This is a genomic window from Erwinia sp. MYb375 (assembly GCF_037479175.1).
In the GTDB taxonomy this organism is placed as follows: domain Bacteria; phylum Pseudomonadota; class Gammaproteobacteria; order Enterobacterales; family Enterobacteriaceae; genus Erwinia; species Erwinia rhapontici.
In genome coordinates this window covers 120676-142772 of sequence record NZ_JBBGZS010000022.1, presented here as the reverse complement: position 1 = coordinate 142772, position 22097 = coordinate 120676, and the positions used below count along the sequence as shown (strand labels likewise).

At 55.2% G+C, this 22097-nt stretch carries 17 protein-coding genes; 10 read left to right on the top strand and 7 right to left on the bottom strand.

The window, feature by feature from the left end; all coding sequences use genetic code 11:
• Positions 1–2: 2 nt before the first annotated feature.
• From WH279_RS12670 to deoR, 8 genes are all read left to right on the top strand, one after another.
• Positions 3–704, top strand: coding sequence for a GntR family transcriptional regulator (locus WH279_RS12670; protein ID WP_445235262.1), 702 nt, complete (start codon positions 3–5; stop codon positions 702–704).
• Between the two features lie 27 nt (positions 705–731).
• Complete coding sequence (gene urtA / locus WH279_RS12665; protein ID WP_133842383.1) at positions 732–2000, top strand: urea ABC transporter substrate-binding protein; 1269 nt, start codon at positions 732–734, stop codon at positions 1998–2000.
• Between the two features lie 136 nt (positions 2001–2136).
• Positions 2137–3696, top strand: coding sequence for an urea ABC transporter permease subunit UrtB (urtB, locus tag WH279_RS12660; RefSeq protein WP_445235263.1), 1560 nt, complete (start codon positions 2137–2139; stop codon positions 3694–3696).
• Positions 3696–4772 (top strand): urea ABC transporter permease subunit UrtC, encoded by a 1077-nt coding sequence (gene urtC / locus WH279_RS12655; protein WP_339456979.1) that lies wholly within the window; start codon positions 3696–3698, stop codon positions 4770–4772. The genes urtB and urtC overlap by 1 nt, the downstream gene beginning before the upstream one ends.
• A complete protein-coding gene (urtD, locus tag WH279_RS12650; RefSeq protein ID WP_200641709.1) occupies positions 4765–5556 on the top strand; it encodes an urea ABC transporter ATP-binding protein UrtD in 792 nt (263 codons plus the stop codon). The genes urtC and urtD overlap by 8 nt, the downstream gene beginning before the upstream one ends.
• 1 nt (position 5557) lies before the next feature.
• Positions 5558–6256, top strand: coding sequence for an urea ABC transporter ATP-binding subunit UrtE (urtE, locus tag WH279_RS12645; RefSeq protein ID WP_339456977.1), 699 nt, complete (start codon positions 5558–5560; stop codon positions 6254–6256).
• A 275-nt stretch (positions 6257–6531) separates the two neighbouring features.
• Positions 6532–10470 carry an amino acid adenylation domain-containing protein gene (locus WH279_RS12640; RefSeq protein WP_339456975.1) on the top strand — a complete coding sequence of 1313 codons (3939 nt, stop codon included), beginning with the start codon at positions 6532–6534 and terminating at the stop codon, positions 10468–10470.
• A 157-nt stretch (positions 10471–10627) separates the two neighbouring features.
• Positions 10628–11371 (top strand): DNA-binding transcriptional repressor DeoR, encoded by a 744-nt coding sequence (gene deoR / locus WH279_RS12635; protein ID WP_339456973.1) that lies wholly within the window; start codon positions 10628–10630, stop codon positions 11369–11371.
• Positions 11372–11424: 53 nt separating this feature from the next.
• Here the strand turns inward: deoR and WH279_RS12630 are convergent, their stop codons facing one another.
• A complete protein-coding gene (locus WH279_RS12630; protein WP_200641712.1) occupies positions 11425–12369 on the bottom strand; it encodes a 2-hydroxyacid dehydrogenase in 945 nt (314 codons plus the stop codon).
• 195 nt (positions 12370–12564) lie between these two features.
• On the opposite strand from WH279_RS12630, the gene ettA reads away from it, so the two are divergent.
• Positions 12565–14232, top strand: coding sequence for an energy-dependent translational throttle protein EttA (ettA, locus tag WH279_RS12625; RefSeq protein WP_200641713.1), 1668 nt, complete (start codon positions 12565–12567; stop codon positions 14230–14232).
• 41 nt (positions 14233–14273) lie between these two features.
• Here the strand turns inward: ettA and WH279_RS12620 are convergent, their stop codons facing one another.
• On the bottom strand, positions 14274–15170 hold the full coding sequence (locus WH279_RS12620; protein ID WP_200641906.1) for a LysR family transcriptional regulator: 897 nt from the start codon (positions 15168–15170) through the stop codon (positions 14274–14276).
• 104 nt (positions 15171–15274) lie between these two features.
• On the opposite strand from WH279_RS12620, the gene WH279_RS12615 reads away from it, so the two are divergent.
• Entirely contained in the window at positions 15275–16276 is a 1002-nt protein-coding gene (locus tag WH279_RS12615) for a zinc-binding alcohol dehydrogenase family protein (protein ID WP_339456971.1), read from the top strand.
• 94 nt (positions 16277–16370) lie between these two features.
• Here the strand turns inward: WH279_RS12615 and WH279_RS12610 are convergent, their stop codons facing one another.
• The 5 genes from WH279_RS12610 to serB form a co-directional block, all read right to left on the bottom strand.
• Positions 16371–17420: a hypothetical protein gene (locus WH279_RS12610; RefSeq protein ID WP_339456969.1), complete on the bottom strand. Its 1050-nt coding sequence runs from the start codon at positions 17418–17420 to the stop codon at positions 16371–16373.
• 34 nt (positions 17421–17454) lie between these two features.
• Complete coding sequence (locus tag WH279_RS12605; RefSeq protein WP_339456967.1) at positions 17455–18003, bottom strand: fimbrial protein; 549 nt, start codon at positions 18001–18003, stop codon at positions 17455–17457.
• A 453-nt stretch (positions 18004–18456) separates the two neighbouring features.
• A complete protein-coding gene (gene nadR, locus WH279_RS12600; protein WP_339456965.1) occupies positions 18457–19683 on the bottom strand; it encodes a multifunctional transcriptional regulator/nicotinamide-nucleotide adenylyltransferase/ribosylnicotinamide kinase NadR in 1227 nt (408 codons plus the stop codon).
• Between the two features lie 12 nt (positions 19684–19695).
• Complete coding sequence (radA, locus tag WH279_RS12595) at positions 19696–21078, bottom strand: DNA repair protein RadA (protein ID WP_133842394.1); 1383 nt, start codon at positions 21076–21078, stop codon at positions 19696–19698.
• A gap of 9 nt (positions 21079–21087) precedes the next feature.
• Complete coding sequence (serB, locus tag WH279_RS12590) at positions 21088–22065, bottom strand: phosphoserine phosphatase (protein WP_339456961.1); 978 nt, start codon at positions 22063–22065, stop codon at positions 21088–21090.
• Positions 22066–22097: the final 32 nt, after the last annotated feature.

The window sequence follows — 22097 nt, the reverse complement described above, 5'->3', positions numbered from 1 at the left end:
ACATGGACAGCAAACGCAGCAAAGATCGGCCGGAAGCCCTGGCCGATCGCGTCTACCACCAGCTAAAAAACGACATCTTTGATTTTCGTCTGATGCCGGGCGACCGCTTCAGCGAAAGCGAAGTCGCGGAACGTATGGACGTCAGCCGCACCCCAGTGCGTCAGGCCCTGTTCCGTCTTGAGCGTGAGGGGTATGTCGAAGTGTGGTTTCGCAGCGGCTGGCAGGTACGTCAGTTCGACTTCGAATATTTCGAAGAGCTGTATGACCTGCGTACCGTGCTGGAGTGCGAGGCAGTCAAACGCCTGTGTCGCCTGCCCGCAGATGACTGTGCGGCACTGCTGACGCGTCTGACCTGCTTCTGGATCGATGAGCCGCGTCTGGAGGAGGGTATTGCCGTTTCGCTACACGATGAAGCCTTCCATATCGCCCTGGTCGCGGCGGCAGGCAACAGCGAAATCGCCCGTATCCACAGCGAATTAACCGAGAAGATCCGCATTATCCGCCGTCTCGACTTCACCCGTGAAGACCGGATCAGTGCGACCTATAACGAACACGCCCGCATTCTGCGTGCGGTATTGCATCAGCACAGTGAGGAGGCCCAGCGCATTCTGACAGACCATATTGCCGTCAGTCGCGCCGAAGTCAGGAAAATCACCATTCATATGCTCCAGCAGGCAAGGTTACACACCGTTTCATCCAACTAATCTTTCAATACATTTAGGGGTTTACTGATGAAGAGACGTTCACTGCTCAAGGCCTTCGCGCTTTCTGCCACCGTAGTCAGCATGGGATTGTCCTGGAGCGCTCAGGCCGCCGATACCATCAAAGTGGGCATCATGCATTCGCTGTCCGGTACGATGGCGATTTCTGAAACACCGCTGAAAGACGTGGCGTTGATGACCATTGAAGAGATCAATGCTAAAGGCGGCGTGCTGGGTAAAAAGCTGGAACCGGTGGTGGTTGACCCGGCCTCCAACTGGCCGCTGTTTGCGGAAAAAGCCCGTCAGCTGCTGACTCAGGATAAAGCCGCCGTGGTATTTGGCTGCTGGACCTCGGTTTCGCGTAAATCCGTGCTGCCGGTTTTCGAGGAGCTGAACGGACTGCTGTTCTACCCGGTGCAGTATGAAGGCGAGGAGATGTCTCCGAACGTCTTCTACACGGGCGCAGCACCGAATCAGCAGGCCATTCCGGCGGTGGAATACCTGATGAGTGAAGACGGCGGCAGCGCCAAACGCTTCTTCCTGCTGGGCACCGACTATGTCTATCCGCGTACCACCAATAAGATCCTGCGCGCTTTCCTGCACTCGAAAGGGGTAAAAGACAGCGACATCGAAGAGGTCTACACGCCGTTTGGCTACAGCGATTACCAGACCATTGTGTCCAATATCAAAAAATTCTCCGCCGGGGGCAAAACGGCCGTGGTCTCAACCATCAACGGCGATTCCAACGTTCCCTTCTATAAAGAGCTGGCGAACCAGGGGCTGAAAGCCACCGACGTCCCGGTGGTAGCCTTCTCGGTCGGTGAAGAAGAGTTGCGCGGCATCGACACCAAACCGCTGGTGGGTAACCTGGCGGCGTGGAACTACTTTGAATCGGTGGATAACCCAACCAACGCCAAATTCGTGGCGGCTTATCGTGCCTATGCCAAAGCCCACAAATTGCCGAACGCCGATACCGTTGTGACCAACGACCCGATGGAAGCCACCTATGTCGGCATCCATATGTGGGCGCAGGCGGTAGAGAAAGCCGGTACCACCGATGTGGATAAAGTGCGTGCAGCGATGGCCGGACAGACCTTTGCCGCGCCGGATGGGTTTACCCTGACGATGGACCAGACCAACCACCATCTGCACAAGCCGGTGATGATTGGCGAGATCGAAGATAACGGTCAGTTCAACGTCGTCTGGCAGACCGACAAACCGGTGCGCGCCCAGCCGTGGAGCCCGTATATCGCCGGCAACGACAAGAAGCCCGATCATCCGGTGAAAACCAGCAATTAATCCCGTGCCACCCCAGGGCCAGGCATGCCTGGCCCCTGCGCCGAACAATGCTGTAGGGGTCGGCACGTCTGGCCCCTGCGCCGAACAATGTTGTAGGGGTCGGGCATGCCCGACCCGTTATTTCTCCGGAGCCATAATGATGCGATTCCTGGTGTTACTGCTGTTCAGCCTGCCGCTTCTGGCCCAGGCAGGCCCCGCCGCCGACTTTGCCGCCGCCAGCCGCAGCGATCAACTGACACTCTTACAGCAGTGGGCCGCCGCACCGAATGCCAGCCGCCTGCCTTTGTTGCAGGCCCTGCATAGCGAAAACGTGGTACTGGATGAGCACAAACAGCCCTTTACCCGAATCAAAGACCAGCTGGTGCCGCTGGAGGGCAACGCGGCACCCGAGGGGGCAACTAAAAAACTGTTTATGAACAACCGACTGCGCGTGATGATTGCCTCTGCGCTCGCCGCACACCAGTTGGTCAGCCCGATTACCCCCATTCGCCTGCACGCCGCGCGCGCCTTGCAGAATGAAGCCAATATCGACCAGCTACCGCTGCTGAAACAGCGTCTGGCCGCCGAGGAAGATGCTACCGTTCATGCAGTGCTGGCCCAGGCCGTTGCCGGATTACAGCTGGCGGATCCTAACCCGCTGGTGCGTCTGGACGCGGTAAAACGGCTGGGAGAAACCAGCGATCCGCAAACGCAGGCCAGCCTGGAACACCTGCTGCAACCCCAGAATGAAGCCGATGCCCGCGTGCGTGCGGCGGCAGCCGAAAGCCTGAAACAGATTCGTTATCGCCTGCTGCCCGGCGATATTTTAGGTCAGGCTTTTACCGGCCTGTCGCTGGGCTCGGTGCTGCTGCTGGCCGCCCTTGGACTGGCGATCACCTACGGCCTGCTGGGGGTCATCAATATGGCCCACGGTGAAATGCTGATGATCGGCGCTTATGCCACCTGGATTGTGCAGAACCTGTTCCAGCGCTTCGCCCCGGAGTGGCTGGCCTTTTATCCGCTGCTGGCCCTGCCGGCCGCCTTCTTTATCACTGCTGCCATCGGCATGGCGCTGGAACGCACCATCATTCGTCATCTGTACGGCCGCCCGCTGGAAACCCTGCTCGCCACCTGGGGTATCAGCCTGATGCTGATCCAGCTGGTGCGCATCCTGTTCGGCGCACAAAACCTGGAAGTGGCCAATCCGCCGTGGCTGTCAGGCGGCTTACAGGTGTTGCCTAACCTCGTGCTGCCGTACAACCGCCTGGCGGTGATCCTGTTTGTGATCGGCGTGCTGGTGCTGACCTGGCTGCTGCTGAATAAAACCCGCCTCGGCATGAATGTCCGCGCGGTCACACAAAACCGTGCGATGGCTGACTGCTGCGGTGTTCCTACAGGACGTGTCGACATGCTGGCCTTTGGTCTTGGATCCGGCATTGCCGGGCTGGGCGGCGTGGCGCTGTCGCAGCTGGGCAACGTCGGCCCGGAGCTGGGCCAGGGCTACATTATCGACTCCTTCCTGGTGGTGGTGACCGGCGGCGTGGGACAGTTGGCCGGCACGGTGGTGGCCGCACTCGGCCTCGGCATCCTGAATAAAGTGCTGGAGCCGCAGATCGGCGCGGTGCTCGGTAAGATCCTGATCCTGGTGTTGATCGTGCTGTTTATTCAGAAACGACCGCAGGGACTGTTCGCCTTTAAAGGGAGGGTGATTGACTGATGACGCAACCCATAACGCTGACCCTGGCACGAAAAGCCCCGCGCCTGACGGCCGTGCTGGCTGCGACGGCGCTGCTACTCTTGCTGCTGCTGCCATTTCTCGCGCTGCTGCCCGCCGACCACCCGCTATTTATGTCGACTTACACCCTGACGCTAGTGGGGAAAATCCTCTGCTACGCCATTGTGGCGGTGGCGCTGGACCTGGTGTGGGGCTACGCCGGGCTACTATCCCTCGGCCACGGACTGTTCTTCGCTCTCGGCGGCTATGCCATGGGCATGTACCTGATGCGCCAGGCTTCCGGTGAGAGGCTGCCTGCATTTATGTCGTTCCTGTCGTGGACCGAGATGCCATGGTTCTGGGCAGGCACGCAGCATTTCGCCTGGGCACTGTGCCTGATTGTGCTGGTGCCGGGCCTGCTGGCGCTGGTGTTTGGCTGGTTCGCCTTCCGTTCAAAAATCAAAGGCGTCTACTTCTCGATTATGACCCAGGCGCTGACCTATGCCGGGATGCTGCTGTTCTTTCGTAATGAAACCGGCTTTGGTGGTAACAACGGCTTTACCGGGTTCACCACCCTGCTTGGCTTCCCGGTGACGGCCACCGGCACACGCATTGGGTTGTTTATGGCCACGGTGCTGCTGCTGGCGGCCAGTCTGGCGGTAGGCATGCTGCTGGCACGCAGCAAATTTGGCCGGGTGCTGACGGCGGTGCGCGATGCGGAAAACCGCCTGATGTTCTGCGGCTATGATCCCCGGGGCTTTAAGCTGTTTGTCTGGACGCTGTCAGCCGTGCTGTGCGGATTGGCCGGGGCGCTGTATGTGCCGCAGGTGGGCATTATCAACCCTGGTGAAATGTCGCCCACTAACTCGATTGAGGCCGCCATCTGGGTGGCGCTTGGCGGGCGCGGCACGCTGATTGGGCCGCTGCTCGGTGCCGGGATCGTCAACGGCGCCAAGAGTTGGTTCACCGTTGCATTCCCCGAATACTGGCTGTTTTTCTTAGGCCTGATGTTTATCCTCGTCACGCTGTTCCTGCCGCGTGGCGTGATTGGCCTGTTGCGCAGGAGGAAACATGACTGAGCACCTGTTTACCCAGCCCCACCGCGCCGACCGTCACCGTGAACAGACGGATCCGGTCTTACAGCTGGAGAATATCAATGTGTCGTTTGACGGTTTCAAAGCGCTGACCGACCTCTCCTTACAGATCGGCGTTGGCGAACTGCGCTGCGTGATCGGCCCTAACGGCGCGGGAAAAACCACTCTGATGGATGTGATTACCGGCAAAACTCGCCCGGATAATGGCCGGGTGATCTACGACCAGAGCATTGACCTGACCACTCTTTCTCCGGTAGAAATCGCCCGCATCGGCATTGGGCGTAAATTCCAGAAACCGACGGTGTTTGAAGCGCTGACGGTATTTGAAAATCTGGAAATTGCCTTAAAAACCGATAAATCGGTCTGGGCCAGTCTGCGCGCCAGACTGAACAGCGAACAACAGGATCGTATTACCGAGGTGCTGAAACTGCTGCGCCTTAGCAGTGAACGCCAGCGCCCGGCGGGCCTGCTTTCCCACGGGCAGAAACAGTTTCTGGAGATTGGCATGTTACTGGTGCAGGACCCGCATCTGCTGTTACTGGATGAGCCAGCCGCCGGCATGACCGACGCAGAAACCGATTACACCGCCGAACTGTTCCGCACCCTGGCAGGCCAGCATTCGCTGATGGTGGTGGAACACGATATGGGCTTTGTTGAAACCATTGCTGACCATGTGACGGTGCTGCATCAGGGCCAGGTGCTGGCCGAAGGATCGCTGCGCGATGTGCAGGCAAACGATCAGGTAATTGAAGTCTATCTGGGGCGATAATATGTTACAGGTCTCTGAACTACATCAATATTATGGCGGCAGTCATATTCTGCGCGGGCTGTCATTCGACACAAAACCCGGCGAGATCACCTGCCTGCTGGGACGTAACGGCGTGGGGAAAACCACGCTGCTGAAATGCCTGATGGGGCTGGTCCCGGCGAAATCCGGCAGCATCAACTGGCAGGGACAGTCGATCAACGGGCGTAAACCACACCAGCGGGTGCAGGCCGGGATCGCTTATGTCCCCCAGGGTCGGGAGATCTTCCCGCGTCTGACGGTGGAAGAGAATTTGCTGATGGGGCTGGCGCGCTTTTCAGGCAGCCAGGCCACGCAAGTACCGGAGGAGATCTGGCAGCTTTTTCCGGTACTGTGGCAGATGAAACAGCGACGCGGCGGCGATCTGTCCGGTGGCCAGCAGCAGCAGCTGGCGATCGGCCGGGCGCTGGCCTGTAAACCGCAACTGCTGATCCTCGATGAACCCACCGAAGGGATCCAGCCTTCAGTGATCAAAGAGATCGGGGCGGTGATCCGCCAGCTGGCCGCACGCGGGGATATGGCGATCCTGCTGGTCGAACAGTTTTACGATTTCGCCGCCGGGCTGGCCGACAATTATCTGGTGATGTCACGGGGTGAGATCGTCCAGCGTGGGCGCGGCGAAGCGATGGAAGCCGAAGGCGTCCGGGGGCTGGTAACGATTTAAGCCAGGCTACACGACAGGATAGTGACGGGCCGTTCCGTTAAACCGACCGGCCCCGATATTATCCCCAGGACTTAATGTTAATAATCACAATAAATAAATTATCATCTCATTAAAAGATACCTATCTCTGACCTCATTAATATTATCACCTTCAGTAACTGAATTATCTTCATGAAGAAATAAGTTAATTTTACTTCACATTTCGGAAATATTTATATGATACTTCCTATACTGTCGTGAAATTACATTTAACGATCCTTTAATGGAGGTACTCGCGTGACTATTTATCCGTTAACCAGCGTGCAGCAAGCTGTATGGCTGGACCAGCTTTTAACACCCTCTACACCCTGCTACAACGTTGGCGCGCTGTGGCGTATCGAAAGAGACATCGATATTGCGCTGTTAAATAAAGCAATTAAAGAAACACTTATTCAGCATGACGCCTTAAAACTAACGCTAAAAGAGAGTCAAACTGGTGTTATTCAGACGATAGTTTCTAATAAAGACGTCATTCTCGAATACCATGACTTTAGTCTGGATAAAGACGCCAACCAAAAAGCCCGCGATTACTTAAAGGAGAAATTCAATCACCCCTTTAACCTCTATGAAGAATTACTCTGGCGCTGTGTATTTATAAAAATAAACCCCACGACCAGTTACTGGCTGATTAATTCCCACCATATTATTGCCGACGGTACGTCAGTATCATTGCTCAGTGGCATGATTATGGATCGTTATAAAGAGCTGAAAAGCGGTAATATTTATCCCGTTCCCGAGATTTTCAATTACCGTGATTTTATCGCTAATGACTGTGCCTATCTGCAATCCACACGTTATGAACGCGATCGTGCCTTCTGGCTTGACCGTTTTGCCCATACCAGACCGGCGGGTCTGGAGAGGCGCCCTGGTTTTGAGGCCGATCGGGCATGGCCCAGTCATCAGATTAACCGTCATCTGCCCGCTGAGCGCTATCAGCAACTTTGTACACTGGCAGCTCAGCATGACTGCTCGCCAATGCATCTGATGATTGCGCTGCTCGCCTGCTGGTACAGCCGTCTGTGGCAGGTTGAACAGGTCGTTGTGGGTGTCCCGGTACACAACCGCAGTGGCGCACAACATAAGCGCACGCTGGGGATGTTCTCCTCTATGATCCCGGTGCAGCTCAATGTGGATGTTAATCAACCTTTTAGCGCACTGATGGTACAGATTGCCGCAGAGCTGCGGTGCTGTTACCGCCACCAGCGCTTTCCGATTGCTGAACTTAACCGTCATCTGCGTCTCAGCCAGCAGGGGCGCCGACAGTTGTATGACCTGAGCTTTTCGCTGGAGACCTTCCTGACCGATATTGAACTGGAAGGTAATCAGCTAAAAGTGGAGGCCTTACACCATGGTTTTGAACAGATGCCGCTGGCGCTCTATCTGCGCCGCTATCACCACGACGATCCGCCACTGCTGGAGTTTAACTTTAATGAGGCCTGGTTCAGCGTCGCAGAGGGACAACAGACCGCCGCTCGCCTGATGCAGATGCTCGATCATCTACTCGACAAAGGCGCACAGCAGCCGCTGACCGAGATGCCACTTCTGCTGCCGCAGGAGAAAAAACAGATCGTCAGCGAGTGGAATAACACCCGGCAACCCTGGCCACTGCCAGAAGGGATCCACCGCTGGTTTGAGCAACAGGCCGTACGTACACCGCAGGCCAGCGCCCTCTGCGGTCACGGCGGTAATATCAGCTATCAGCAACTGAACCAGCGTGCTAACCAGCTGGCGGCTGAGCTGCGTCAGGCCGGGATCGGCCCCGACGATCGTGTGGCGCTATGTGCCGCACGCAGTAGCGAGATGGTCACTGCCCTGCTGGCGATCCTGAAAGCAGGGGGGGCTTATGTCCCACTCGATCCTGACTACCCCGGCGATCGCCTGCACCATATGCTCGAAGACTGCGGCGCCACGCTGGTGCTGCTGGATGATGCCGGACAACAGGCGCTGGCACCTCTGCTCAGCGCATCACACCGTGTGTGGCACCTGCAGCAGGACGCGGCCCGCTGGCAAACGCAGCCTGACCACAATCTGCCGTCGCTGGCGGGCTGGACCCCGCACTCGCTGGCCTATGTCATTTATACCTCTGGCTCCACCGGCAAACCTAAAGGGGTGATGAATGAACATGTCGGTGTCATGAATCGCCTGCAGTGGATGCAGGCTGAATATGCCCTGACGCCACAGGATACGGTTCTGCAAAAAACACCGTTCAGCTTTGACGTCTCGGTATGGGAGTTTTTCTGGCCACTGATGGTCGGCGCCAGACTGGCGATCGCGAAACCCGGCGGTCACCAGGACCCGGATTACCTCAGTCAGTTGATTGCCCGGCAACAAGTCACCACGCTGCACTTTGTCCCGTCTATGTTGCAGCTGTTTTTACGCCACGGGGATATGGCGCAGTGCCACTGCCTGCGGCGGGTGATGTGCAGCGGGGAAGCCCTGCCACTGGCGGCGGTACAGCGTTTCCACCAGCAGCTACCGCAGGCGGAGCTGCATAATCTCTATGGTCCAACCGAAGCCGCTGTGGATGTCTCTTACTGGCACTGTTCTCGTCACGATAAGCGCGGCGTAGTACCGATTGGTAAACCGGTTGCCAATACGCAGCTGCATATTCTTGATGCGCACCTGCAACCGTTGCCGCCGGGCGTCAGCGGCGAGCTGCATATTGGTGGCGTACAGGTGGCACGTGGCTACCTCAATCTGGCCGAGCTCACTGCGGCGCGTTTTATTCCCGACCCGTTCAGCAAGGATGCAACAGCACGCCTGTATAAAACCGGCGATCTGGCGCGCTGGCTTGAAGATGGCAGTATTGAGTATCTGGGCCGCAACGATTTCCAGGTAAAAATCCACGGGCTGCGTATAGAACTGGGGGAAATTGAACAGCAAATCGCCCACTTTAACGGCATTGAAGAGGCGGTAGTGATGGCCTGCGACGATGGAAAAGGGGATAAACGGCTGATCGCCTGGCTGGTGGCGGCCCCCTTGCCGAACATGGAAGAGCAACTGCGCCAGCACCTGCACGCCGCGCTGCCGGATTATATGATCCCCAGTGCCTTTGTCCGGCTGGATGCTTTCCCGCTCTCGCCAAACGGCAAGCTTGATCGTAAAGCCCTGCCCGCCCCCATTCGGGTTAACGAAGAGGGCGCCTGGCGCCCCCCACAAAGCGCCGGAGAACGCCAGCTGGCGGAGTGGTGGGGTGAACTGTTGCAGGTGGAAAAGATTGGCTGCGACGACGACTTTTTTGCGCTTGGCGGACACTCACTGCATGCCATTCAGTTGATGGTGCGTCTGAAGCGCCAGGGCATAGCACTGGAGATGAAAACCCTGTTTGCCCACAGCACTCTGCGTGCGCAGGCGCTGGTGATCGCCGGACATGGCGAGGAGAATAGCGTTGCGCAGCCCGTGTTACCCATGCAGAAACTGTTACAACAGCTTAATCCTTCCACGCAACCTTTCCACCAGACTCAGCGTCTGAACACTCAGGTGGATGCACAGGATGTGTGGATGGTGCACCCGGCAGTGGTCGGCTGCGAGATTTATCGCGACCTGGCACTTTCGTTCGATGGCCAGTTGAACGCGATTGGCATCAACAACTACAACCTCTTTCACCAGCAGCATATTTCCTCACTGTCGGCCCTGGCCCGTCTCTACCTGCAACATATGTTCAGCCATGGGCTGCCCAGCCATCAGCCAGTACGTCTGCTTGGCTGGTCTCTCGGCGGTGTGATTGCCCTGGAGATCGCCGTTCAGCTTGAAAAACTCGGCTATCGTGACATCCATCTGTGCCTGCTCGACAGTCTGTACCAGACTGAATTTCAACAACAGATTGCTGCCGGGAGTCTGGCGCCTATTCTGGCGATGCTCGGCATTGAAGGCGAGGCAGCAGACCGGGCGTTGCAAATCGAACAGCTTGAACTGGCGATGAATAATCAACCGTTGAGCGCGCCGCTGTGCCACAGCCGGGTGACGCTTTTCAAAGCCATTGAATTTGCCGATTTAAGTCTGGACGGTGTGGACGGAGCAAAGGTACTGGCGATAAAGGATAACGGCCTCAGTGACGTTTGCCCACATCTCGAAGTGATCCCACTGCCAGCTAATCACCACTCTATTATCCTCTGCCACGATCCGATCGGCGCAATGCTGACGCAGGGTACTAAAGTGAATAGCAGCGCGGCCTAGCCCCTTATCAGGCCGACTGAAAAAAGGTCGGCCCCTTCCATCAGACGCGGTTTGCAGCACTATCCTATTGAAGGTAAACTGCAAAACAGGTAAAACGCAGCAGGCAATCGTTTTCGTTCACCCTCACCTCTCTCCGCGATAAGGGAAAAAAAGACTCATGGAAACCCGGCGCGACGAGCGTATCAATAAGCTGGCCCAGGCGCTGAAACGCACCGATAAAATCCATTTGAAAGAAGCGGCTCATCTGCTTGGCGTGTCTGAGATGACCATTCGTCGCGATCTGAATAGCGGTCCGGGCGTTGTGGTTCTGCTGGGGGGATATATCGTCAGCGATCCGATGCGTCATCAGAACCATTATTTTGTTTCCGATCAGCAGGAGCAGAATGTCGATCGCAAACGTCTGCTGGGGCAGCGTGCCGCCGCGTTGATCCAGCCGGAAGAGACGGTGTATTTCGATTGCGGCACCACGGTGCCGTGGATCATCGATGCCATCGACGAAGACCTGCCATTTACCGCCGTTTGTTGCGCCATGAACACTTTTCTGGCCCTGAAAGAAAAAACCGCCTGCCGGGTGATCCTGTGCGGTGGCGAATTCCATCCGGACAACGCCATTTTCACACCGCTGGGCACGCAGTCAGTGATGGACAGCCTGTGCCCCGATAAAGCCTTTATTTCCGCCGCCGGCATCGATATCCGGCAGGGTGCCAGTTGCTACAACCTGAGTGAATTGCCGATGAAGCATCTGGCATTACAGCGTGCGCGTTCGCGCCTGCTGGTGGCAGACAGCAGCAAATTTGGCAAAGTGTTGCCTGCACGCATTGCCGATCTCAGTGCGTTCGACGGCCTGATCAGCGATGCCGCCCCCGGTGAAGATATCGGCATTGAGGTTATCGCCTCGTAAATATCGGGCGCCGGATATCGTAGGGGTCGGGCATGCCCGACCCGCAAGCCTCCTCACCAGCGATTCAAAATCGCCTCACCATCGCGCAGACGCCGCAGGTTTTCACACACCCCCGCCACATTGCCCTCCAGTGAAATATCGGTCACGCCGCCAATGTGCGGCGTGGCGATCACATTGTGGCGGAACAGCACATCCTGCGGGTCGGGCGGTTCCTGCCAGAAGACATCCAGCCCGGCACCGGCCAACGGCCCATTCTCCAGCGCCGCCAGCAGCGCCGGTTTCTCAATCAGACCGCCGCGCCCAAGGTTAATCAGGAAGCTGCCCTGCTTCATCTTCGCCAGCGCGGGTTCATCGATAATATGATGCGTTTCCGGGTTGTCCGGTAAACTCAGCACCACAAAATCCGCCTCGCGCAGCAGGTGCGGTAAACGCTCCATGCCGCCAACCCAGTCCAGGCGATGCTGGCGGGCAAAATCATCAGAAGCCTGACGTTTCACGCCAATCATACGCATATCAAACGCCGCCAGCCGCTGCGCCAGCGCTTTACCGATGCCGCCCAGCCCCACCAATCCGACCGTTTTGCCCTTCAGCCCCATGCCGACCGGCAGGCCAAGCTGACGGGTAGCCAGCATCTGCGGCACTTCGCTGGCCTTACGCGCCAGGCCGATCATCATCCAGATCCCCAGTTCCGCGACGGAATCTGCATTGCCGGAGCGGTCCGATGGCACATTGGCCACAGTGATACCGCGCTGGCGAGCCGTCTCAATATCCACCCCTTCCAGCCCGGCACCCGCCTGCTGAATCAGCTTCAGGCGATCGGCAGTCTGTAAGAGACGTTGATTGACCTTCGCCATGCCGGGGATCAGCGCATCAAAGCCTGCCAGGCTCTCTGCCGCATGCCCGGCAGAGGCAACAAATTCGACATCGGGGAGTCTCTGACGGAACTGCTGGATCATCCCACCCCAGGCATTTTCTTCCGCCGCGATCAGAACTTTCATCGATATCTCCATCATTTATAAGGCAAAAAATGATCTTAGACGGCTGCGGTCATAAATCAAACAGAAATCAGGCAGATCCGTTGATATCGGGATAATCCTCTGCGTTCCGGCTGTGAATAAGGGGGGAAACCAGCTAAACTCCGCTATCTGAGTGGGCACCCTTATGCCCCTGCTAATTAAGAGGCTCAAACTAACGTGGCTCAATTCGTCTATAGCATGCATCGCGTCGGCAAAGTCGTTCCGCCGAAGCGTCATATTTTGAAAAACATCTCCCTCAGCTTCTTCCCTGGCGCCAAGATCGGCGTACTGGGTCTGAACGGGGCAGGTAAATCTACGCTGCTGCGCATCATGGCGGGCATCGATAAAGACATTGAAGGGGAAGCGCGTCCGCAGCCAGGCCTGAAAATTGGCTATCTGGAACAGGAACCGAAGCTAAACCTGGAACACACCGTTCGTGAGTCGGTAGAAGAAGCCGTTGCCGAAGTCGTCAACGCGCTGAAAGGTCTGGACGAGGTGTACGCTAAGTACGCAGAGCCGGATGCAGACTTCGACAAACTCGCCGCGCAACAGGGCAAGTTTGAAGAAATCATCCAGGCGCACGACGGCCACAACCTGAACACCCAGCTGGAGCGTGCCGCTGATGCGCTGCGTCTGCCGGACTGGGATGCGAAGATTGGCACACTGTCCGGGGGTGAACGCCGCCGCGTTGCGCTTTGCCGTCTGCTGCTGGAAAAGCCAGACATGCTGCTGCTCGACGAACCAACGAACCACCTGGATGCAGAATCCGTGGCCTGGCTGGAACGCTTCCTGCATGACTTCGAAGGGACCGTTGTGGCGATTACGCACGACCGTTACTTCCTCGATAACGTGGCCGGTTGGATTCTGGAGCTGGACCGTGGTGAAGGGATTCCATGGGAAGGTAACTACTCTTCCTGGCTGGAGCAGAAAGATGCGCGTCTGGCGCAGGAAGCCTCCTCCGAAGCGGCTCGTCGTAAATCGATTGAGAAAGAGCTGGAGTGGGTGCGCAAAGGCGCTAAAGGTCAGCAATCGAAAGGCAAGGCGCGTCTGAACCGCTTTGAAGAGCTGAACAACGCCGAATACCAGAAGCGTAACGAGACCAACGAACTGTTTATTCCACCTGGCGCACGCCTGGGCGATAAAGTGGTTGAGGTCAACAACCTGCGCAAATCTTACGGTGACCGTCTGCTGATTGACGATCTCTCTTTCTCCGTTCCGAAGGGCGCGATTGTCGGCATCATCGGTCCGAACGGCGCGGGTAAATCGACCCTGTTCCGCATGATGTCCGGTCAGGAACAGCCTGATTCCGGCAGCATCGTACTGGGTGAGACCGTGAAGCTGGCGTCAGTGGATCAGTTCCGCGACAGCATGGATGGGTCTAAAACCGTATGGGAAGAAGTGTCCGGTGGTCAGGACATCATGCGTATCGGCAACACCGAGATGCCAAGCCGTGCCTACGTTGGCCGCTTTAACTTTAAAGGGGTTGATCAGGGCAAACGCGTTGGCGAACTGTCCGGTGGTGAGCGTGGTCGTCTGCATCTGGCCAAACTGTTACAGGTTGGCGGCAACATGCTGCTGCTGGATGAACCGACCAACGACCTGGATATTGAAACCCTGCGCGCGCTGGAAAACGCCCTGCTGGAGTTCCCGGGCTGTGCCATGGTGATCTCGCATGACCGCTGGTTCCTGGACCGTATTGCCACCCACATTCTGGACTACCAGGATGAAGGCAAGATCGAGTTCTTCGAAGGTAACTTTACTGAATACGAAGAGTACAAGAAACGTACGCTGGGTGCGGAAGCGCTTGAGCCAAAACGTATTAAGTACAAGCGTATGATCAAGTAAGCGACCGGGCTTACGGGGCGACCGAAAAAGAAGGTCGCCCCCTACGTATAAAACTCCCGAAACACAGGCGACTGCATCGCAAAATCAATAAACCGCGACAGCGCAGGCGAGTTCAACTTACGGCTTGGATACACCAGCCACAGCTCATTCCCCTCCACTTCCCACTCCGGCAGCACCTGCACCAGATGGCCCTGCGACAACACCTCATCGGTTAAAAAACGCGGCAACAGCGTAATCCCCGCTTTGCCCAGTGCACACTCGCGCGCATACACCAGATTATCGGTCATATGCGTGGGCGGCAGCAGCCAGCGATAGTATTCCTCATCACGTTTAAGTACCCATTCAGTCCAGGCCCGGTGCGCAATGCAGCGGTGTGCGGAGAGCTGGCCGGGATGGGTCAGCGGCGGCAACGATGCCAGATAATCTGGCGATGCCACCAGCAGGCGCTGGCAGTAGCCAATACGGCGGCCAATCAGCGACGAATCCTGCGGCCTTCCGGTGCGCAGCGCCACATCAAAGCCATCCTGCACCAGATCGCGGATTTCATCGGAAACTGACACATCCAGCGTCACATCAGGATATTCCTGCTGAAAGGCCGTATTGAAACGCGCCAGCAGCGTGGCACCAATGCCGGCAGGAGAGGTAATGCGCAGCCGCCCGCTGGGATTATCGCGCAGTCGCTCAATCGCCATACCGGCGCGTTCACTGGCCTGCAGCATCTCCTGGCAGTGCACCAGATAGCGCTCGCCCGCAAAGGTCAGGTTGAGCTGGCGCGTGGTACGGTTAATCAGCCGCAGCCCCAACGCCTGCTCCAGCTGACTGATGCGCTGACTGACGCTGGATTTCGGTAAGCCCGCGCGATTCGCCGCAGCGGTAAAACTCCCGCACTCGGCCACCAGCGCAAACAGCGCCATATCCTGCAACTGCTTAAACATGATTGTTCACCTCAAACGAACACTGCGTGCATCATTGTCCATCTTATCATTCGTTTGTTGATTACCTACACTGAGAGACAATTATTCAGGTACTCAGGAGAAACACTATGACCATTAAAGCCATTGCCATCAGCCCGGAAAACCCGCAGCAGTTTATTGAAATTCAGCAACCCCAGCCCACACCTGGTGAATACGACCTGCTGGTCGAGGTGAAAGCCGCATCGGTCAACCCGGTGGATACCAAAGTCCATAAAGGCGCACAGAAAAATGGCCTGCAACAGCCACGCGTGCTCGGCTGGGATGCCAGCGGTATCGTGCTGGCCGTGGGCAGCAAGGTCAGTGGTTTTAAAGCGGGTGACGAAGTCTATTACGCAGGCGACATTACCCGCCCGGGCAGCAATGCCAGCCAGCAGTTGATTGATGCGCGGATTACCGGCCATAAACCTCGCTCACTGGATTGGGCAGAGTCTGCCGCCCTCCCGCTGACTGCACTGACAGCGTGGGAAGGCCTGTTTGATCGTCTGCAACTGGAAAGTGCCACAGCAGGCAAAACGCTGCTGATTGTGGGCGGCGCAGGTGGCGTCGGATCACTGGCGATCCCACTGGCTAAATTGCGCAGCAAAGTGACGGTGATCGCCACAGCATCTCGCCCTGATTCCGCGCAGTGGTGTCAGGATCGCGGCGCCGACCTGGTGATCGACTACCGTGATATGCCCGGAGAACTCGCGAAGCACGACATCAAACAGGTGGACTACATTTTCTGCCTGAACGATACCGATGGTCACTGGGAAGCGATGAGCAAACTGATCGCGCCGCAGGGACATATCTGTACCATCGTCGAAAACGAGAAGCCGTTAAACATGGATCAGCTGAAGCTGAAAAGTGCCGCGCTGCATTTTGAATTTATGTACACACGCAGCATGTTCACCACACCGGATATCGCCCGTCAGGGAGAGATTCTGGAGGCCACCGCGAAGCTGCTGGATGACGGCAAGCTGGCAGGCTCACTGAGCAAAACCCTGCATGGGCTGAGCGTGGAAACACTGTCTGAAGCTCACCAGCGGGTACTGGAAGGCCATATGCGTGGCAAAGTGGTAATAGTGTATTGATGGATGTATGGGCGTGTTAAGCGCCCAGCACAGTGGCCCGAAACAAGCACAGAGCATCAGTGTATATCCAACTCAAAGGCGATGCTCTGCATCCTTACAGGATGGTAATTCTTATTATTCCACTTCCTTCGAACTTACCCGCCACTGGGTTTCTATTCGGCATATATGTCGATTTAACATTCACTGTCATGCTTGATTTATTGATATTCAGCGTTTCATTGTAACGCAATTTTTTTCCATCTACGTCAAAGGTTAACCGGCAAGATGAGCCCGTACCGCAGGATGTGTAGTTACGGGTTTTACCCGACACCGGGGTACTACCTATTAATTCAACATTCACATAAGCATTATCATTTTCACAGGTTATATTCAATGGATATACATTCGAAAAATATTCAAAAAATAATGGTCTAACTTCAATGTCACCATGACTCAATGTAATATCACTGGTATCAAAAATACACTTTATCCTATGGGTATAAGTCACAGGGATTGACATTTTATTAAGTGCTTTGTTCAATATAGCCCCCATACGCTTCGAGATATTACCATAACTTCCTGCGTATTTATTTTCTTCAACACCCCATACCATGGGAATACTGAAATGATATACTCCAGGATCCGCTTGTTTTGAGGACACAGTTAATGACCCAGTAAGAACCCCTTGTGATGGAATATTCCATCTATATTGTTCCCCGGCATAAAAACAACCGCCGTACTCCGAGGAAGGCTCTGTTACCTGAGAAAAAGGTACCAGCATATCCTCATCAGAACCACCAAGCTCAGAACCGCGATAAGGACCACCCGCTCCGGCGGAGTTCATGGTAAGGCTCCATCTAAGCCCTTGATAATTCCCTTTGGATGGGTACATTATCCACTGCGTCGTGATTTTTTTTGTTATATTAGTGAAATCGACACACTGAGAATCAATAGCTATCATGGGCGTATTGCCAGATACAGGTGACACCGTAAAATCTGAATAGAATTTATCATTATCAAGCGGGTCAATGTGTATTTCGGGTTTTGAACCTGCCTTGCCTCCCCACACTATATTGTTGTAACCCGCCATGGCATCTGAGCAGAATATGGAAAAGGTCAAAGCTAATATGCCCATGAACTGATTTGATTGACTGGAAAGATCCATTTAAACGTGACTCCCTTAAAGTATTAAATGCTGATTACAAATAGCTGAACGTCATGGTGGCCGAACCCGTGTAACTACCTACTAATATTTTCTTGCCAGCAATTCTGAAAAGTTTCGCCGTTATAGTAAGATTAGACTGAGAAGAATTCACATTCGTTAACCCTGACGTTATTTTATTCTTGTAAGGGTCACCGCCTAGAACTATTTTTGCTCCCTGTGAAGCAGCGTTTCCCTGATAAAACTCCACACCTATTGCACTTTCCCCTCCTTCATCACGACGAAGGGTTAATATGTCACTTGGCGCCCCCGGCAAGCTGGGACCACTTATCGTTAAGTAAGGTTCCCCCCAGTAATAACCACAATCAATACGGTAAGTATTTTGTTTAAATACTGGTTTTTCATTCGTGTAAGCATCATTTATTTCTCCAAAGGGAAAGTCTACATATGCTAACACCTCTATGCTACAGGGTGGGATAATAACATTGCCAGAAATATTAACCTTAATATCTTTCGCACTCGCATGATGAATAAAATTAATTATTAAAATGTAAAAAATGCAAAAAATGCAAACCAACCGTTTCATTAAAACCACTCTAAATTATTTAGCATGAGCACAACATCCATTGTTTCCCATAGTATAACATAGCCATAGCCATTCTTATTAAGAACTCCCTTAGAAAGGAAATGGAATCATAAAAAAATAATGCCAGGTGGGTTTTTACAGTGAAAAAACAGAGGGATACATCATGAAATAAATAAATAATAATTTACTTAGCTTAAGATTAATATGAGTATAACACTGTCCCTGCATGGAGAATTATTCTTATTTTTCATAAGATTATCTAATCATCGTTAAATTTAACGCAGCGTTCTCTGAGCTGATAAGTCTCTGGAAAGACGACGAAGCATTATTATCGGTGAGCGTGTAGGAAAACAGATGTCTGGATGCAACGCGGAATGGACATGATTGTGGCGAGGTACACCTCGCCTTGTTAAAGGGGGGGATTATTACTCTCTGGGATGACAGCAAGGTGCGCTACGCGCCCAGCATCTCTTTCACCAGCTCGACGCAACGCAGGAAGCGTTCGTCGTAGTTGTCCTGCTCAACGTGAACATAATTAATGTTATTCTCGCCAAGCATGGCGATCAGCAGCGACTGGAACTCTTTGCGATCCACCGAGCTACCCAGACTGCGCAAGCCATCAGCCACCCACGGCACATTGTTCTCCACCAGAATCACCAGATCGAAGCGATACTCGTCGATCAGCGCCTGAACAAACGGGTGCTCACGCCCTTCATACTTTTTACAGAATGCCTGCGTTGTCACGAAGTCGGTGTCAATAAACGCCACTTTATTGGCGTATTTAACTGCAAAGTCGATGTACTGCGCCTGACCGAGGGCGATCTTATCGTAGTCAGAATACTGTAACGCCATCTCATCTCCGCCCAGATGCGAGAAGACGTAATCGCGACCAAACTCCCAGGCACTGGTGGTGTTGAAGATATTCGCCAGCTTATTGACCAGCGTGGATTTTCCGCTCGATTCACCGCCGAGGATCGCCACGGTGCGCACGAAGAAGGGCTTCACTTCGGTAGGAATATATTCCCAGTAGCGGAACGGATCCTGACGGATCTGCCCACCGCTAATATTCATAAAGGAGCGTTTTGGATCGATAACAATGGTCTCAACACCCAGGTGGGTGCTGAACTGCTCGGCATCCCCTTCTTCACTGGTGTAGATACAGTTCGGCACAATGCCGTGATCGTCCATAAACGACTGTACGCCGTGGCTCCAGACGTCCCAGCCGTGTGGATACGGCTCCATCCCCTCTTCGTTAAAGGAGTGAATGCGGATGTTTTTCTGGTATTTAAAGGTCTGAAGCAGCCAGCGCAGACGGTCACTGACCGTGGGCTGCTGTGACATGGCGCTGGCTTCAAACAGCTGACGATCGCGCGGCTCATCGTAACCCATGATGATATGCAGCTCGTCCACCTGGCTACAGGCGCGCTGGATCAGATAAATATGGCCGGTATGCAGCGGGTAAAATTTGCCAAACACCACACCAATGGTTTTCTCGCGACGCGGAAATTCTAGCCCGAGAAAACGGTGCAGCGCCTCCAGCTTTTGCGCGCTGGGGCTTTTGATTTTCGCATTCAGCAGCTGACTAAGGTACCCCTTGGTCATACCGCTGGCATCAGACACCTGCTGTAAGGTGCAGCCCTGCTGGCGAATGGCGGTTTTAAGGTAGTCAAACGATGACATGGACTCACTCCATTATAATTCGTCAAGTATAGACAACGCGTCAGCCAGCTTCTTCACACCGTACACTTTCATATTTTCCGGTGGCTTCTTCGGCACATTCGCTATCGGCACAATGGCGCGGCGGAAACCATGTTTAGCCGCCTCGGAAATACGCTCCTGACCACTTGGCACCGGGCGGATCTCCCCCGCAAGCCCCACTTCACCAAACACCACCAGATCGTGCGGTAACGGGCGGTCACGCAGACTGGAAACCATCGACAGCATCAGGGCCAGGTCGGCACTGGTTTCCGTGACTTTCACCCCACCCACGACGTTGACGAACACATCCTGATCGGCCATTTGCAGGCCGCCGTGGCGGTGCAATACGGCCAGCAGGATCGCCAGACGGTTCTGCTCCAGGCCCACCGCAACGCGCCGCGGATTACCCATCATCGAGTGATCCACCAGCGCCTGAATCTCCACCAGCAGCGGACGTGTTCCTTCCCACAGCACCATCACTGAACTGCCGGAGGTGACTTCGTCGCCACGGCTTAAGAAAATCGCCGATGGGTTGCTGACTTCACGCAGCCCCTGTTCGGTCATAGCAAACACGCCCAGCTCATTCACCGCACCAAAGCGATTTTTATGGCTGCGCAGGGTGCGGAAACGCGAGTCCGCATCGCCATCCAAAAGCACCGAACAGTCAATACAGTGTTCCAGCACCTTCGGGCCCGCCAGCGAGCCGTCTTTCGTCACGTGGCCCACCATTACGATGGCGACACCTTTGGTTTTGGCAAAACGAGTCAGATAGGCCGCGGTTTCACGCACCTGCGCGACGCTACCAGGAGAGGACTGGATATCGGCCATATGCATCACCTGTATCGAGTCGATCACCATCAGTTTCGGCTGCTCCTGCTCGGCGATCAGGCAGATCTGCTCGATGCTGGTTTCCGACAGCATATTCAGATTTTCAGTGGGTAATCCCAGACGATGGGCACGCATCGCGACCTGTTGCAGCGACTCCTCGCCGGTGACATACAGGGTTTTCATCCCTTCTGACAGCTTACACAGCGTTTGCAGCAGCAGGGTACTTTTCCCCGCCCCGGGGTTGCCCCCGATCAGAATCGCACTGCCCGGGACCACACCCCCGCCCAGCACACGGTCAAACTCTTTAAAACCGGTGGAAAAACGCGGGAGTTCATCGAGGCTGATATCTGACAGCTTCTGCACGCGGCTTGGCCCGGCGCTGCCAGCGTAACCCGTCAGGCGCTCATTGCGCGCAACAACAGGCGACGCCGCCAGACGCACCTCCGTAATCGTATTCCATGCATGGCAGGCGCTACATTGGCCCTGCCAGCGAGGATAATCTGCGCCGCACTCGTTACAGACAAAGGCGCGCTTTACCGCTTTGGCCAAATCTACCCCTTAACGCTCTTCGTGGATCAGGCTGCCGCTGAGAATACAGAAGACGCCCATCAGGTCAGCATGACGAATAATCACTTCGGTCTGCTCGTTCACTTTCGGTTTGGCATGATAAGCGATGCCCAGCGCCGAGGCTTTGATCATCGGCAGATCATTGGCACCATCGCCGACGGCCACCGTCTGCTCCGGGGCAATATCAAACCGGGCAGCCAGCTTATGCAACGTATCCGCCTTGTATTGTGCATCGACGATATCGCCCAGCACTTCTCCGGTCAGCTTGCCATCGCGGATTTCCAGCACGTTGGCGGCAATCGCCGACAGGTGCAGCGTATCGCGCAGGTATTCAGCAAAGTAGGTGAACCCCCCGGACGCAATCGCCACATGCCAGCCCAGCGCCTGCAGCTTAGCGACCAGTGAGGTCAGGCCCGGCATCAGCGGTAACTGGTCACGTACGGTTTTCAGAATATTGGCATCGGCATCCTTCAACGTGGCCACGCGCTGGCGCAGGCTGGCTGCGAAGTCCAGTTCACCGCGCATCGCACGCTCGGTGACTTCCGCCACCTGCTCGCCGCTGCCCGCCAGTTTGGCGATCTCGTCGATGCATTCGATTTCAATCGCCGTGGAGTCCATATCCATCACCAGCAGGCCTGGCGTTTTCAGGTGGGGAATGCGCCCTAACGGAGCAACATCCATGCCTGCCTCGTGGGCCAGCTTCATCGCACGCGGCGTCAGGGAACCTGCCAGACGTACCACCTGATAATCTTCCACCACCCAGGCACTGACGATCACCATCGCTGCACCTAACTGGCGCTGATATTCTGTCAGTCGGGCCTTATCGAGTTGGCGCCCATACAGCAACCAGCCGGTACGGCCAGCACGGTAATCCAACGGCATCACTTCATCACCGCTCAAAGATAGAGGTAACCCCGGCCAGAGAGAGACTTCGGCAGGCAGGTCGCACCAGGTGAGGCTATTTGGCATCACAGCTCCTGTAAGGACTTAATTATCACTAT